Source organism: Lentzea guizhouensis (genome assembly GCF_001701025.1).
GTDB lineage: Bacteria > Actinomycetota > Actinomycetes > Mycobacteriales > Pseudonocardiaceae > Lentzea > Lentzea guizhouensis.
In genome coordinates this window covers 1,790,398-1,805,327 of record NZ_CP016793.1, presented here as the reverse complement: position 1 = coordinate 1,805,327, position 14,930 = coordinate 1,790,398, and the positions used below count along the sequence as shown (strand labels likewise).

The window sequence follows — 14,930 nt, the reverse complement described above, 5'->3', positions numbered from 1 at the left end:
ACCGGTTTGTCGCTTCACGCGATGAGCCGCGTCGCCGTGCTCCTGTGGCGAACGCCACCGCGCCCGCCGCTGTGCCTGCGGCCGCCGCGCCCACCACCACCGCCACCGCACCCGTCGCCGAGCCCGCCACCTCGCCTTCGCCCCACCCGGTCGCGCCATGACCGTCAGCCCCTTCGAGATCGCCGACTCTCTAGGCCTCAACAAGCCCACCCCCGAGCAGGCCGAGGTCATCGCCGCCCCCGCCCAGCCCGCTCTGGTCATCGCGGGCGCCGGTGCCGGCAAGACCGAGACCATGGCCGCGAGGGTCGTCTGGCTCGTCGCCAACGGCCTCGTCGAACCCGACCGCGTCCTCGGCCTCACCTTCACCCGCAAGGCCGCCCGTCAGCTCGCCGAGCGCGTCCGAGCCAGGCTCCGCAGGCTCGCCGGGTCCAGCCTGCTCGACGACCTCGACCCCAGCGGTGAGCGCAAGATGGCCGTGCTCACCGGCGAACCCGTCGTCCTCACCTACCACGCCTACGCGGGCCGCCTGGTCACCGAGCACGGGCTCCGGCTCCCGGTCGAGCCCGGCGTCCGGCTGCTCACCGAGACCGCGGCCTGGCAGCTCGCGCACCGCGTGGTCTCGACGTGGGCGAAGGACCTCGACACCGACAAGGTGCCCGCCACGATCACCGGCTACCTGCTCGCGCTCGCCGGCGAGCTCGGTGAGCACCTCGTCACGCCCGACCAGCTCCAAGCACACGCCGAGAAGTTCACCGCGCTCGTCGAGAACGCCCCCAAGGCGCCGCGCCAACGCGACGCGCTGCCCGAAAAGCTCAAAGAGATCGTTGCGGCGCAACGACTCCGGGTCGCCCTGCTGCCACTGCTCGACGCCTACCAGCAGCGCAAGCGCAAGGAAGCCGCCCTCGACTTCGCCGACCAGATGTCGCTGGCCGCGCAGCTCGCCCAGTTCCCCGAGGTCAACGAGGGCGAACGTGCCCGGTACGGGGCGGTGCTGCTGGACGAGTACCAGGACACCGGGCACGCGCAGCGGGTGCTGCTGCGCAGCCTGTTCGGTGAGGGCAAGCCGATGCCGGTCACGTCGGTCGGTGACCCCGCGCAGGCCATCTACGGGTGGCGCGGGGCGTCGGCGGCGAACCTGCCGCGGTTCGTGGACGACTTCCCGCCGACGAAGAAGTTCGGGCTGCTGACCAGCTTCCGCAACCCGCCGGAGGTGCTGGAGCTGGCGAACGCGGTGTCGTTGCCGCTGCGGGAGGCCGGGCTCGACGTCGACGAGCTCAAGGCGCGACCCGGTGCGGGCCAGGGGGACGTGCGGCTGGCATTGCACGCCGACATCCGCCAGGAGCTGGACTGGGTCGCGGACAACGTTGCGGCGCAATGGGTTGCGCACCTCGACGCGGAAGGCGCGCCGCCGACCGCGGCCGTGCTGGTGCGGCGACGGTCGGACATGGCGGCCATCGCGGCGGCTCTCCGGGAACGCGGTCTGCCCGTCGAGGTCGTCGGGCTCGGCGGCCTGCTCGACGAACCCGAGGTGCGCGATCTGGTGTCAGCGCTGAGGGTGCTCGTCGACCCGCTCGCCGGCACGGCGGCCGCGAGACTCCTCACCGGCTCGCGCTGGCGCCTCGCCGCACGGGACCTCGCCGCACTCTGGTCCCGTGCCAGGGATCTCGCCGGTGTGCAGTCCCGGCAGTCCGTTGTGGACGATCCGTTGCTCGTCATCGCGGACGCCCTCCCCGGCGAGCACGCCGAGCAGGCCGGTCTGGCCGACGCGCTCGACGACCCCGGCGACCCGGACGCGTACTCGACGGACGGCTACCGCAGGATCCGCCGGCTCGGTGGCGAGCTGGCGTCGTTGCGGCGCAGGCTCACCCAGCCGTTGCCGGAGCTGGTGGCGGACGTCGAACGGACGTTGCTGCTGGACATCGAGGCCATGTCGAGGCCGGGCATGGTCGGGCGCGCGCACCTCGACGCGTTCGCCGACGTGGTCACGGACTTCGCGGCCGCGAGCCCGTCGGCGACGCTGCCGTCGTTGCTCGACTACCTCTACACCGCCGAGCACGCCGAGGACGGGCTGGAGCCGGGCGAGATCGAGGTGTCCGAGGACCGGGTGCAGATCCTCACCGTGCACTCGGCGAAGGGGCTGGAGTGGCACATCGTCGCGTTGCCGCACCTGGTCAAGGACGTGTTCCCGGGCCGCAAGAAGTCGTCGTGCTGGCTCAAGGCGGTCACCGAGCTGCCCGCCGACCTGCGCGGTGACTCCCAGGACCTGCCCGAGCTGAAGCTGAGTGCCGGCTTCAACCGCAAGGAGGTCGACGAGGCCCTCACGATCCACGCAGAGGAGTTCGAGGACCGCAGGCTGGTCGAGGAACGCCGGCTGTTCTACGTCGGCGTCACGCGTGCGGAGCACAGCCTGCTGCTGTCCGGCCACTGGTGGGGGGAGGCGGGCGAGAAGCCCAAGGGGCCCTCGGTGTTCCTCACCGAGATGCACGAGGTCTTCCGGCGGGACCACGCGGGCGACATCAGCGTCTGGGCCGGCGAACCGGAGCCGGAGACCCCGAACCCGCTCGCGCAGGACGTGAAGGCCGCGCAGTGGCCCGCCGATCCGCTCGGCAAGCGCCGCGACGCCGTCGTCGAGGGCGCGGAGATGGTGCTGGCCGCGCTGGACGAGCTCCGCACCGCACCACCGGAGCCGCTCCCGCTGATCTTCGACGAACCGGAACCCGAGACGCTGCGGGAGGACGAGGACTACCCGCCGCCCGACGATCCGCCGCCGGACGACGACTTCCCGCCGGAGCCCGAACCGCTGCCGGACGACGTGGTCCCCGACGACCCGGAGATGCCGGAGGACGCCGACCCGGAGGGCTGGGCCGCGGACGTCGACGTGCTGCTCGCCGAACGGGCCGCGTCGATGAACCGGCGCGAGCAGGTCGTGCTGCCCGACCACCTGAGCGTCAGCCAGCTCGTCGAGCTGGCCAAGGACCCCGACCTGCTCGCCCGCAGGCTGCGGCGGCCGTTGCCGTTCCCGCCGAACCCGCTGGCGCGCCGCGGCACCGCGTTCCACACCTGGCTGGAGAACAGGTTCGGCGCCACCCGCCTGCTCGACATCGACGAGCTGCCCGGTGCCGGTGACGCCGACGCGGCCCCCGACGCGGACCTGGACCGCCTGAAGGAGGCCTTCCTGACGAGCGCGTGGGCCGAGCGCACCCCGCACGACGTCGAGGTGCCGTTCGAGGCGGAGTTCGACGGAATCTCGGTGCGCGGCCGGATGGACGCCGTCTACAAGGACCCGGACGGCTGGACCGTCGTCGACTGGAAGACCGGCGCGGTGCCCGACGCGGAGGCGCTCCCGGCGCTGTCGGTGCAGCTCGCCGCGTACCGGCTGGCGTGGGCGGCGTTGGTGGACGCCCCGCTGGAGCAGGTGCGGGCCGCGTTCCACTACGTCCGGCACGACCACACGCTGCGGCCGGCCGACCTGCTGGACGAGGCCGGGCTGAAGGACCTGATCAGGTCAGTTGGCTAGCGTGCGAGGCCTTCAGCACGCGTTCGTAGAGCACTTCGAGGAGCCAGCGGCCGAACAGCGACGGCCCGAACTCCGGTGACCGGTCCTCCGGCGGCACCATCAGGTCCGCGGACGACTCGTCCGCCACCACGACACCGATGCCGTAGTAGTCGAGCTCGATGAACGACCACGCCTGCGACTCACCGGTTCGCGGCAACATGACCGCGCACGGCGCGAGGGTCAGCAACGTGCCGCACGACTGCAGCGCCCGGTCGGTCGTCGACTCGCTGACCAGCACACCGACCAGCTCGACGGCGGCGACGGGCAGGCGGTCGTGGGCGGCCGGCTCGAACCAGGAGCGGAACCACGACGGGTCCGCGCGCGGCGGCCAGCCGTTCTGGGTTCTCCACTCGTGGACCTCGGGCAGCAAACGCACCACCGCGGACACCTGCTGACCGAGCACGGCGACGTCGGGAACGACGACCCCGTCCCAGTCGAGCGCAGCTGCGGCGTGGTGTAGAAGCGTTTGCACAGGGCGCATCCTAGGGTCCCTCGCGCGGAAAATGACAGCGTTTGCGCGACACCTCGTCATTCACACCGAGGTTCATCAAGGCGAGGACTTCGCCACTTTCCACGCCCACACCACGAGAGGGATCTGCACCGGCAGACGCCCATAGGCAATTGCCTTGGCCTTGGGTGATTTGTCCCGGAAATCGAGGGCCATCTTCACGTTCGCCGGGAAGACCGCGACGAACAGCGCGGCGGCGGCGAGACCGCCCAGCCGGCGCGTGCGCGGGACGGCCACCGCGGCCGCGACGGCGAGCTCCGCCGCACCCGACGCGTACGTCCACTGCCGCGGGGTGCCGGGCAGCGCACGCGGAACGATCGCGTCGTAGTACTTCGGCCTGGTGAAGTGGGTCGCTCCGGCCAGACCGAGCAGTGCGGCGAGCGCCAACGCCGATCGCGCCCGGGAACGGTTCGGTTCCATGCCGTCACCCTGTCATGCCTACGCCGCGTAGGCGAGTGCGGGCTGCCCTATCCTCCCCGAGCGTGGCAGGTGATTCTCATCATCCCGAACGGTCCGCGGTCGCCGCGCTGGCGGAGGAGTTCCTCGCCGGGCTGCGCGAGTGGCTGACCATCCCGTCGATCGGTGTCGACCCGGCGCACCACGCCGACGTGCACCGCTCCGCCCAGTGGCTGGCTGACCGGCTCAGAGCGGACGGCTGGCCGGAGGTCGAGGTCTGGGACCACGGCCCGGCGCTGCCCGCGGTGTACGCGTGCTGGCCCGCCGCGGACCCCGGCGCTCCGACCGTGCTCGTCTACGGTCATCACGACGTCCAGCCCGTCGACCCGGTCGACCGCTGGCACCACCCGCCGTTCGAGCCCGTGACCAGCGGCGACGAGCTGCTCGGGCGCGGGGCGAGCGACGACAAGGGGCAGGTCGCGATGCACCTGCTCGCGGTGAAGGCCCACCTGGCCGCCACCGGTCGGAATGCGCCGGGCGTCACCTTGAAACTGTTCATCGAGGGTGAGGAGGAATCGGGTTCCCCGCACCTGCGAAAGCTCCTCGAAGATCACCGGGACGACCTCGGATGTGATCTTGTCGTGTTCACCGACACGGGAGTGCACGATCGGGACACGCCCACGGTGAACACCGGTCAGCGCGGTGTTCTCGGCGGCGAGATCACGTTCTTCGGCGGAACCGACGACGTGCATTCCGGCCGCGCGGGCGGGGCGATCCCGAACCCGGCGACGGCGCTCGCCCGGTTGGTCGCCGCGCTGCACGACGAGGACGGCCGCATCCAGCTCCCCGGCTTCTACGACGACGTCCGCGAACCGACCGAGCGGGAACGCGCCGACTACGCGGCACTGCCGTTCGACGAGCGGAGGTGGCTGGCGCAGAACGCGGGCGGCGCGCAGGCCGTGGCGGGCGAACCCGGCTACACCACGTTCGAACGGATCTGGGTGCGCCCGACCGCCGAGGTCAACGGCCTGTCCAGCGGCTACACCGGCCCCGGCCTGAAGACGATCATCCCGGCGTCGGCGACCGCGAAGATCAGCTTCCGGCTCGTGCCCGACCAGCTGCCGGAGAACGTCGCCGGCCAGCTGCGGGAGTTCGTCGCCCAGCACACCCCGGACGGCATCAGGGCCGAGGTGAGCTTCCGCGGCACCGGCGTGCCGCCGTACGCGATCAGCCCGGACGACCCGGCCAACGAGGCCGTCCGCGACGCGCTGGAGCTCGCCTTCGACCAGCCGGTGCGGTTCGCGCGAGCGGGCGGTTCCGGACCGGCGGCGGTGCTGCAGGCGTGGCTCGGAGTCCCCCTCGTGTACCTCGGGGCGACCTTGCCGGATGATCGCGTCCACGCGCCGAACGAGCGCGTGGTCGTGCCGTTGCTCCTCAAAGGTGCGGAGGCGGCCGCTCACCTGTGGCGGATGCTGCCCGAGAGGTTGACCCGATGAGCCTGACTGACGAGGCGTCGCACTCGCTCGTCGGCGTGATCAGGATGCCGGACAAGGTCGAGAGCCCTGTTCGCGCGATCCTGAAACGCGTCGTCGGCGCGATGGCGGCGCTGCTGCTCGCGGTGCTGATCGTCTACCTGGACCGCGACGGCTACCGGGACGTGAACGAGGACGGCGTCTCGCTGCTCGACGCGTTCTACTACGCCACGGTGTCGCTCTCGACGACCGGCTACGGCGACATCACGCCGGCGTCGTCCACCGCCCGGCTGGTGAACGTCCTGGTCATCACGCCGTTGCGGGTGCTGTTCCTGATCGTGCTGGTCGGCACGACACTCGAAGTTCTCACCGAGCGCTCCCGTCAGGCGTTGCGCATTCAGAAGTGGAGGCGGGTCGTGCGGGACCACGTGGTGGTCGTCGGTTACGGCACGAAGGGGCGTTCCGCGGTGGCGGCACTGCTCGGTGACGGTGTCGAGCCGGGTTCGATCGTCGTCGTCGACACCGTGCAGGAGTCGCTCGACGCGGCGACCGCCAAGGGGCTCGTGGTGGTGCACGGCTCAGGTACGCGCAACGACGTGCTGCGGGTCGCCGGCGCGGCCCGTGCGCGCGCGATCGTCGTCGCCCCGAACCGGGACGACACGGCGGTGCTGATCACGCTCACCGCCCGTGAGCTGGCACCCAAGGCGATGATCGTGGCGTCGGTGCGGGAGCGGGAGAACGAGCACCTGCTCAAGCAGTCCGGCGCCGACTCGGTCGTCGTGTCGTCCGAGACGGCGGGCCGCCTGCTCGGCATGGCCACCGCGACGCCGACCGTGGTCGCGATGGTCGAGGACCTGCTCACGCCGGACGCGGGCCTCGCGATCGCCGAACGCGACGTCGAGCCGGGTGAGGTGGGCGGGTCGCCGCGGCACCTGTCGGACATAGTGCTGGGCGTGGTGCGCTTGGGGAAGCTGTACCGCGTCGACGCACCGGAGGCGGACGCGATCGAGCCGGGCGACCGGCTGCTCTACGTCAAGAAGGTGACCCCGGCCGGGGAGTAGGCAGCACGGCCGGTGCGCGCAGCGGCGCGTAGCGGAAGAGGAACGCGTAGAAGCCGCCCGCCAGCGCTGCCAGGCACAGCAGCAGCGCGGTGAGGCGGCTCGACATCGGCAGCCCGGCCGGGACCGAGGCCGCGGACTGGACCATGTCGCCGTCCGACACGACGACCTCGACGGTCTCACCCTTGCGGTGGCCGCACCCGTCGAGCTTCGCCTGCTTCTTCTGGCCGTCGGCGTCCCACTCGACGGTGTCCATGCCCTGGCCGCAGGAGCCGCTCTCGACGACGGTCGCAGCGACCCGCCGGGGAGGTTCGGAGGAGCCCAGGACCTTCGTGGGCACCAGCAGGGCGACCGCAACACCGATGCCCACCAGTCCGACGACCAGCAGGATGAACACCCATCTGTCCGGGCTTCGCGGAACCGCCACACTGCGATGTTCGCAGACGCGGCGGCCCGCGCGGGAGCCCGGTTTTATTTCGGCAGCTGGCGCAGCTGCTCGACCTTGACGGTCTTGCCGTCGGACACGGTCCCGGTCACCGCGACCAGGTCCCCGTTCTTCGGCTTCTCGCTCACCGCGGACAGGTCGAGCGGCGTCTGCAGGCCGTCCACCTGGACCAGCACGGCGCTGTTGCCGTTGACGTCCTTGACCGTGCCGCGCTCCTGGGCCTTGGCGAGGACCACGTTCAGCGCCTTGCCGTCCTTGACCCGGACGGTCACCCGCTGGTCGGCCTTGAGCCCGGCGAGGTCACCGCCGCGCAGCTTGGTGCTGCCGTCCGTGGTCAGCGACACCTCGCCGCCGTCGTCCTTGGTGATCGTGAGCTTGCCCGTCTCGACCGCCTTGACCCGGCCGACCACGAGCGTGCTGTCCTTGAGGTTCTGCACCTTGTCCCGGCCGGGCCCCCTGCCGGGACCCTTGTCGGGGCCACCGGGGTGGCGCTCGGCGAACGCCGCGGTGGGCGGGCCGTCGGGGTTGTCCGCCGCCGTCGCGACCGCGATGCCGCCGACGGTGAGTCCGGCCGCCGCGACGAGAGCGCCGGCCCACGCTGATTTCTTCGACATGCGCCCAGCGTGAGGGGCGAGCCTGAATCTGAGCTGAAGGTGAGTCGCCGACTTCGCCGATGATCAGCAGAATGAGGAGGTGTCCGCCAGGGTGTTGGTGATCGAGGACGCCGAGGCGATCGGCGCCGCCGTCTCGTCCGCGCTGCGCGAGTCCGGCTACGAGGTGCAGCACCGCCTGGACGGGCGTCAGCTGGAGGCCGACCTGGGCCGCTTCCGCCCCGACCTCGTCGTGCTGGACGTCATGCTGCCCGGCCGCGACGGCTTCCAGCTGCTCGAGGTCATCCGCCGCGCCTCCGGAGCCGGCGTGGTCATGCTGACCGCGCGCGACGGCGTCCCCGACCGCCTGCGCGGCCTGTCCGGCGGCGCCGACGACTACGTGGGCAAACCGTTCGTCCTGGCCGAGCTGGTGGCGCGCGTGTCCGCGGTGCTGCGGCGCCTGGGGCGCACACCGTCGACCGTCCAGGTGGGCGACCTCGTCGTGGACGCCGACGCCGGTGTCGTGATGCGCGCGGACCAGCCGATCGAGCTGACGGCGACCGAGCTGCGGCTGCTGGTGTACCTGGCGGCGCAGCGCGGCCGGGTGGTGTCGAAGACGCAGATCCTGACCGCGGTGTGGGGCTACGAGGACTACGACCCGAACCTGGTCGAGGTGCACGTGTCGGCGGTGCGCCGGAAGTTGGAGGAACACGGGCCGCGCCTCGTGCACACCGTGCGCGGGCTGGGGTACGTGTTGCGGGCTGAGGAATGAGCCCCTCAGGTTCGTCGCGGTTGCCCTCACTGCGCACGGTGTCGTTGCGTCGGCGCGTGGCGGTGTCGGTGCTGCTGGTGCTGATCGTCGTGATGATCGCTCTGGTGATCTCCGTCGACCGGACGTTCGCGCAACAGTCCGCGAAGGACCTCGGCACGGTCGCCCTCGAAACCGAGAACCGGGCCACCCAGATGATCCGCAGCGGCCGTCCGCCCCGCCAGATCGCGAAAGACCTGTCGCGCAACAACATGCGCGTCAAACTCCGCCTGCCCGACGGCCGCGAGTTCGGCGAGACCCCCGACGAGGCCTCACCCGGCCGCCGCGAGAAGGTCGTGCTGGGCGTCCGGGTCACGGTCGACGCCGACTACGGCGCGATCTCGGTGGCCCAGGGCCGGTTGCGCAAGCTGCTGATGCTGCTGGGCCTCGGTGCTGTCGTCCTGGTGGGTGCGTTGCTGTTCTTCGTGGTCCGGCGTGCGCTGGCCCCGTTGGACGCGATGACGTCGTTGGCGCAGGCGATCGCGGCGGGGCACCGCGGTGGGCGGCTGAATCCGTCGCGCACGGACACGGAGCTGGGCCGGACCGCGGCGGCATTCGACGGCATGCTCGACTCTTTGGAGGGTTCGGAGCTGCGGACCCGGCGGTTCGTGGCGGATGCCGCGCACGAACTGCGCACGCCGATCACCGGTGTGCAGGCGGTGGCCGAGGCCCTGGTACAGGCGCCGGTGGACTCGCCGGATCGCGACCAGATGTCGTTCCTGCTGGTGCGCGAGGCACGGCGGGCAGGGCGGCTGGTGGACGACCTGCTGGCGCTCGCGCAGCTGGACGCCGGGTACGAGATGCAGCGGGAGTCCGTGGACCTGCTCGGGCTGGCGGAGGCGGAGGTGGCGCGGACCCGGTTCGTGGCGCCCGACTTCGACATCGCCGTCGAGGGTGTTTCCGTTGTGGTGGTGGGGGACGGGCAGCGGCTGGCGCAAGTGCTGGCCAACCTGGTGGACAACGCGCGGCAGGCGACCGGTCCACAGGGGACGGTGCGGATCCGGGTCGACCTGACCGGGTTCACGGTGGCTGATGACGGTCCGGGGGTGCCTGCGTCGGAGCGTGAGCGGATCTTCGACCGGTTGGTGCGGTTGGACGATGCGCGGGACCGGCGGTCGGGTGGGTCGGGGTTGGGGCTGGCGATCGCGCGAGGGGTGGTGCGGGCGCACGGGGGTGAGTTGACCTGTGAGGCTTCGGAGGGTGGGGCGGTGTTTCGGGTGGTGTTGCCGCGGAGCCAGTCGGGGCAGGCTGCGGGTCCGCTTGCGCCGGGCCAGTTTCCGCCGAGCCAGTTTCCGTCGGACCAGTTTCCGTCGGGCCAGGTGGGCCAGTCGGGCCAGGCGGGCCAGGCGGGGCACGAGCCGGGCTGAGGCCGCGAAATCGCTCGCCATACCGCGGGCGGTTTGCTTCCATCACCGGCTGTGGACGTCGTGGTGCAGGTTGTGCGGATCTCGTGGACGAGGTTGTCACGTGGTGGGGACACGGCTGCGCTGCGGAACGCCGCCCCGGTGGGGTTTCCGTTGCACGGCAACGGGTTTGGCGTGACCGAAGTGAGGTTGCATGAGAGCGGCGCGTTCGTGCCGGAGTGGGGGCCGGTTCGGAGCGATGATCGTGGGGAAGTGCGGGATCTGTCGTTGAAGGAGGAGGACGGGCGGTTGCGGGTGCTCGTCCGGGACAACCCGTTTTATGCGCCTCGGCGGGATCGGAGGCCGCCGGCTGTGCGGATTCCTCGTGGGGAGTGGGTGCGGTGGCAGATCAACCATCGGTTTGGGGGGTGTGCTTGTGGGAGTGAGTGGGTTTACGAGCTCGTGACGATGAATGTGGCGTATGGGGTGGTGCGCGATCCTGGGGTGTTTCTCGGGGAGCCGACGAAGTTCGTGGATGAGCGGGCCTGGTTGAGGTAGCTGGAGTCGGGGTGCTTGGTCGGGGTGTCGCCGTTCCGGCGGTCCGGCGGGCGCGGCGGTTGCGTGGGGCGTCCCCCGGTTGCGTTGGCGGGCGGCGGTCGTGAGTTCGTAGGTGGTCGGGTCGGCAGGCGTCCGTGGCGGTTTTTTCCTGGGGCGCTGCCCCAGACCCCGACACTCCCAAAGAAGCCTGGGCCAGCGCCGTTCGCGGGTTGATGGCACGCCGGTTGCGTTGGGCGGCTGCCTGGTGCGTTGGTGGTTGCGTTGCGGTGGGTGGCTTCCCCGTCCAGCGCACCAGAGCGCGCCAGACCTGGGAGGGAATGTCAACCGGGCGAAAAGCGTGCCCGGTTGACATTCCCTCCCAGGCCCGGCAAACGATCGGAGCGCTAGACGGGGAAGCCACCCACCGCGGGGCCGCTTGAGTTGGGTGCGTTGGCTTTTCGGGTCGCCTTCGGCTCGATCAAAAGCGGGGCGGTGGGCGGCGGTGGGGAAATGGTGCGGGGTGCGGTGCTCGCGTTTCCTCATTCGCAGGCGTTCGAGGTCAGGTGTTCGTGACATGCCTGATAGACGTCATAGGGGACGCATCAGGACAACCTTCACTCGATCGGGTGGCCGGAAGTGTCGCGACCAGGGCTGGAAGCGGTCGTGAAACGGTTACGAGACCTGCTGGGCGGGTGCTGAGAACGTGTTGCACGCTGCGGTTGAGTTTGCCTTGAAGCCCGTGGTCGCCCAGTTCGCCTGGTTCTTCGCCGAGCCATGGGCGTTGTTCTCCGGTGCTTCCTCGATCGCGTACCTGAAGTCCTCCTGGGCCTGCTGCGCCAGTGACGGGGTCACCGAGCCGCGGCCCGCGGCGGCGGTCAGGAACATGCCCGCGAAGCAGTTCGCCTGCAGTTCGATGCGGCGCGACATTTCGAGGCCCGCCGGGGTCTTCTCGCCTGCGTCGGTGATCTTCAGGTCGGCTGCCCGGAGGAGGCCGGTGAGGGCCTGGACGTGGTGGCCGTACTCGTGGGACAGGGTGGCGAGGTGGGTTGCGGGGGCCTCGCCGCCGCCGTTCGTGCGGAGGCGGGAGGTGGGCATGTAGATCGTGCGGTTGCGGCCGCAGTAGTAGGCGACCGCGTGGTCGGATTCCGGGGCGGCGCCGCAGGGGCCGTCCTTCAGGACCGGGGAGGCGTCCAGCATCGGCTTTTCGAACGGCATGTTCGCCGTGGTCAGCAGGGGGCCCCAGGCGGCGTCCAGGCAGGCGACGCCTGCGGTGTAGTAGGCGGCCAGGGCCGTGTCCGAGGTGCCGAAGCGCGGGAGGTCGCAGGTCACGGGGGGCAGCGGGGTCGGATTCAGGAGCAACGGGTGGTCGGCGAGGCGGTAGACGGCTCGCGGGCGGATCGGGGTGGAGGGCTCCGTGGAGGGGGCGACGGGGCGGGAGGACTCGGCGAGGGCGTGGCCGGAGACGACCTGGGGGCCGGTCAGCTGGCCGATGCCCAGGACGAACGCGACCACCAGCGCGAACACGCCCGCGAGAACGAACGGGTTGTTCCCCGCCGGTTGGGTCACGTGGTGCGCCTTTCCTTACGAGACCGACTGGGGGGCGGAGGCCCAGGTGTTGCACTGCGACGCCTGGTTCGACGAGTAGCCCTGCTTCACCCAGTTCGCGTTGTTCTGCGGTGTGCCGTGGTCCTTCGTGGGGTAGATGTCGTAGTCACCCCGGTTGCCCGCGTCGGAGATGCCCGTCTGGATCACGTCCATCGGGACCGCGCCGTGCGACAACGGTGCCAGCGTCATGCCGCCGAAGCACGTTGCCTGCAGCTCCATCCGGCGGTTCAGGTCGAGGCCCTTCGGAGTATCCCACCCACCCGCGTCGTACTGCGCGCGGTCCGAGGCCTTGAGCATTCCGGTGAGCCACTGGATGTGGTGGCCGTACTCGTGGGCGAGCTGGCCCAGGTACTTGCCGGGGTGGTTCGGCTTGTTCGGGTTGCGCTCGGCCGCGTAGGCGTTCGCGGTCCAGTAGATGCCGCCCTGGCAGTAGCGGGCCGTCGAGTCGGGGCGCACGGTGCCGCACGGGTACTGGACGCTCTCGGTCACGATGTGCAGCTCGACCGGCTGGTACGGCATGTTCGCCGCCTGCAGCGCGGGCTTCCACATCGCCTCGATGCACGGCAGGGCGGCGCGCAGGTAGCGGTCCTGGCCCGCCGGCGAGTAGTCCATGGCGGGCAACGGGCAGCTCGCCAGCCGGTTCGCGCCGATGTTCGACCTCAGGAACGGGTGGTCCGCGAGCGCGTAGACCGCCTTCGGGCCCACGGGCGTCGCCTGGGTCGAGGGTGCGCGGGAGGGGGCCGAGCGCGACGGGGCCGGCGTCGTGGTCGCCGCCTGCTCGGTGCTGGTGTAGGTGTACGTCGGGCTGTAGGTCGTGTAACCCGAGTAGCCCGCGTCCTTGACCTTGCTGTTCAGCGTCGCCGCGAACAGGCCGATGGCGCCGAGCCCGAGGATCACCACACCGCCGAGCACCAACGCCACGATAGGGGCATTGCTCTTCTTCCGAGGCGGCGGCGGGTACTGGCCGTAACCGCCCCACGAGGGCTGCGGCGGGGGCATGACCTGGCCGGGAGGCGGGCCGAACTGGCCGGTGGGCTGGCCGAACTGGCCCGGCGGCGGACCGTACGGCGGCGGGGGAGGGCCCTGCGGCGGCATGCCCGGTGGTGGCCCGTGAGGCGGACGCTGTGGTTGCCCCAGGGGTGCGGGCATCGGCGGCGGGCCGACCGGGCGTGGCGGCGGCCAGTTGCCCGGTGGCGGTGGTTGCGTCATCGCCTTGGGTCCCCCCAACGGTGAGCCTTGGTCGGGTACGAGCATAGGCGGACGAGATCTTCGCGTCCCCCGACCGGGCTAACGCGTCCCGGCCACACCTCTGGGACGCGCCGGACGGGAGATCGGTTCATGCGACGTCCGCCGGGCTCGCCGCCCACGTGTTGCAGGCGCTCGTCTTGTTCTGCTTGTGGCCGTGCATGACCCAACGGTGGTTGTTGGGCTGGCTGCCGTGGTCAGGAGTGCGGTTGTAGTCGCCGCGCTGGCCCGCATCTTGCAGGCCCGTGTTGATGACGTCCATGGGCAGGACGCCGTTGCGCGAGAGAGGTGCCAGCGTCATGCCGCCGAAACAGGTCGCCTGCAGCTCCAGCCGGCGGTTCAGTTCCAGGCCCTTCGGCGTGTCCCAGCCGCCCACGTCGTACTGGGCCTGGTCGGCCGCGCGCAGCATGCCGGACAGCCATTGGACGTGGTGGCCGTACTCGTGGCCGAGCTGGCCCAGGTACTTGCCGGGGTGGCGGACCATGTTCGGCTCGTTCGCGTAGAACCCGGCCGGCCAGTAGATGACGCCTCGGCAGTACACGGCCGTCTCGTTCACGGTGTGGTCGCCGCACGGCGTCTGGATCGTGCCGGTGTGGGTCTGCACCTCGACCGGCTGGTACGGCAGGTTCGCCTTCTGGAACATCGGCTTCCACGCCTTCTCGATGCACGGCAGCGCGGCCTGCAGGAAGCGGTCCTCACCGGCCGGTGAGTACTCCATCTGCGGCAGGCGGCAGGCGTCGATGTCGTACGCGCCGAAGTTCGGCGAGCCGAAGATCGGGTGGTCGGCGAGCTTGTAGACGGCCTTGGGGCCGGCCTGCGCGGGCGGCGTGCTGGTCGTCGCCCTGGTCGTGGTGGCCGGTTTGGTCGTCGTGGTCGTGGTCGTGGTCGACGTGGAGGTGTACGTCGGGCTGTAGGTCGTGTAGTTCGAATAGCCCGCGTCGCGCACCTTGCTGTTCAACGTCGCCGCGAACCCGCCGACCGCCGCGATGCCGAGGACCGCCACGCCGCCGAGCACGAGGGCGAGGATGGGGCCGTTGCTGCTCTTGCGGCGAGGGGGCAGGGCGGGCGGGTACGGGTGGAAACCGCCGGGGTGGCCCGTGCCGGGTGGCCCGTGCCTGGGTGCGGCGGGGCATGACGGGCGCGGTGGCGGGAGCGGGGTGGCCGGGAGGCGGCAGCGCGGGACGGCCGGCAGGCGGTCCATCGTGGCGGTGCCATCGGTGGCGTGCCATCGGACGCGGAGCCGGCCCGTCGGACGCAGCGGAGGCGGTCCCTGGACCGGGCGGGGAGGCATCGGCGGGCCGTGCGGCGGTGCCGAGGGCACGGGCGGCGGGCCGACCGGGCGTGGTGGTGGCCAATTGCCCGGCGGC

At 71.2% G+C, this 14,930-nt stretch carries 13 protein-coding genes; 6 read left to right on the top strand and 7 right to left on the bottom strand.

Annotation, left to right across the window (positions count from 1 at the left end; all coding sequences use genetic code 11):
- The first annotated feature begins 157 nt into the window (after positions 1 to 157).
- Complete coding sequence (locus BBK82_RS09040; protein ID WP_154697199.1) at positions 158 to 3,517, top strand: ATP-dependent DNA helicase; 3,360 nt, start codon at positions 158 to 160, stop codon at positions 3,515 to 3,517.
- Here the strand turns inward: BBK82_RS09040 and BBK82_RS09030 are convergent.
- Together BBK82_RS09030 and BBK82_RS09025 are read right to left on the bottom strand one after the other, a co-directional pair.
- A complete protein-coding gene (locus BBK82_RS09030) occupies positions 3,501 to 4,028 on the bottom strand; it encodes a hypothetical protein (RefSeq protein ID WP_179953763.1) in 528 nt (175 codons plus the stop codon). The genes BBK82_RS09040 and BBK82_RS09030 overlap by 17 nt on opposite strands.
- 75 nt (positions 4,029 to 4,103) lie before the next feature.
- On the bottom strand, positions 4,104 to 4,484 hold the full coding sequence (locus tag BBK82_RS09025; RefSeq protein WP_065914590.1) for a DoxX family protein: 381 nt from the start codon (positions 4,482 to 4,484) through the stop codon (positions 4,104 to 4,106).
- A gap of 62 nt (positions 4,485 to 4,546) precedes the next feature.
- On the opposite strand from BBK82_RS09025, the gene BBK82_RS09020 reads away from it, so the two are divergent.
- Both BBK82_RS09020 and BBK82_RS09015 read left to right on the top strand, forming a co-directional pair.
- A complete protein-coding gene (locus tag BBK82_RS09020) occupies positions 4,547 to 5,956 on the top strand; it encodes a M20/M25/M40 family metallo-hydrolase (RefSeq protein WP_065914589.1) in 1,410 nt (469 codons plus the stop codon).
- The gene (locus tag BBK82_RS09015; protein WP_065914588.1) at positions 5,953 to 6,993 is read left to right on the top strand and encodes a potassium channel family protein; all 1,041 of its coding nucleotides are present in this window, start codon (positions 5,953 to 5,955) and stop codon (positions 6,991 to 6,993) included. Before BBK82_RS09020 ends, BBK82_RS09015 begins: the two co-directional genes overlap by 4 nt.
- On the opposite strand, the gene BBK82_RS09010 is transcribed toward BBK82_RS09015, so the two are convergent.
- Together BBK82_RS09010 and BBK82_RS09005 are read right to left on the bottom strand one after the other, a co-directional pair.
- A complete protein-coding gene (locus tag BBK82_RS09010) occupies positions 6,965 to 7,387 on the bottom strand; it encodes a hypothetical protein (RefSeq protein ID WP_065914587.1) in 423 nt (140 codons plus the stop codon). The genes BBK82_RS09015 and BBK82_RS09010 overlap by 29 nt on opposite strands.
- A gap of 74 nt (positions 7,388 to 7,461) precedes the next feature.
- Positions 7,462 to 8,049, bottom strand: a complete 588-nt coding sequence (locus tag BBK82_RS09005; protein ID WP_065914586.1) for a single stranded DNA-binding domain-containing protein — start codon at positions 8,047 to 8,049, stop codon at positions 7,462 to 7,464.
- 79 nt (positions 8,050 to 8,128) lie between these two features.
- Between BBK82_RS09005 and BBK82_RS09000 the strand changes: the two genes are divergently transcribed.
- From BBK82_RS09000 to BBK82_RS56685, 3 genes are read left to right on the top strand one after another with little or no spacing between them, the layout of a single operon-like run.
- A complete protein-coding gene (locus BBK82_RS09000) occupies positions 8,129 to 8,797 on the top strand; it encodes a response regulator transcription factor (RefSeq protein WP_053739297.1) in 669 nt (222 codons plus the stop codon).
- A gap of 38 nt (positions 8,798 to 8,835) precedes the next feature.
- Entirely contained in the window at positions 8,836 to 10,200 is a 1,365-nt protein-coding gene (locus tag BBK82_RS55985) for a sensor histidine kinase (protein ID WP_261340696.1), read from the top strand.
- Positions 10,094 to 10,375: a hypothetical protein gene (locus BBK82_RS56685; protein WP_418287487.1), complete on the top strand. Its 282-nt coding sequence runs from the start codon at positions 10,094 to 10,096 to the stop codon at positions 10,373 to 10,375. Before BBK82_RS55985 ends, BBK82_RS56685 begins: the two co-directional genes overlap by 107 nt.
- Positions 10,376 to 11,385: 1,010 nt before the next feature.
- Here the strand turns inward: BBK82_RS56685 and BBK82_RS08985 are convergent.
- The 3 genes from BBK82_RS08985 to BBK82_RS08975 all read right to left on the bottom strand — a co-directional run bounded on the left by BBK82_RS08985 (position 11,386) and on the right by BBK82_RS08975 (position 14,764).
- Positions 11,386 to 12,279 (bottom strand): neutral zinc metallopeptidase, encoded by an 894-nt coding sequence (locus BBK82_RS08985; protein ID WP_065914583.1) that lies wholly within the window; start codon positions 12,277 to 12,279, stop codon positions 11,386 to 11,388.
- 15 nt (positions 12,280 to 12,294) lie between these two features.
- Complete coding sequence (locus BBK82_RS08980; RefSeq protein WP_237048102.1) at positions 12,295 to 13,413, bottom strand: neutral zinc metallopeptidase; 1,119 nt, start codon at positions 13,411 to 13,413, stop codon at positions 12,295 to 12,297.
- 241 nt (positions 13,414 to 13,654) lie between these two features.
- The gene (locus BBK82_RS08975) at positions 13,655 to 14,764 is read right to left on the bottom strand and encodes a neutral zinc metallopeptidase (RefSeq protein ID WP_237048101.1); all 1,110 of its coding nucleotides are present in this window, start codon (positions 14,762 to 14,764) and stop codon (positions 13,655 to 13,657) included.
- Positions 14,765 to 14,930 lie beyond the last annotated feature (166 nt).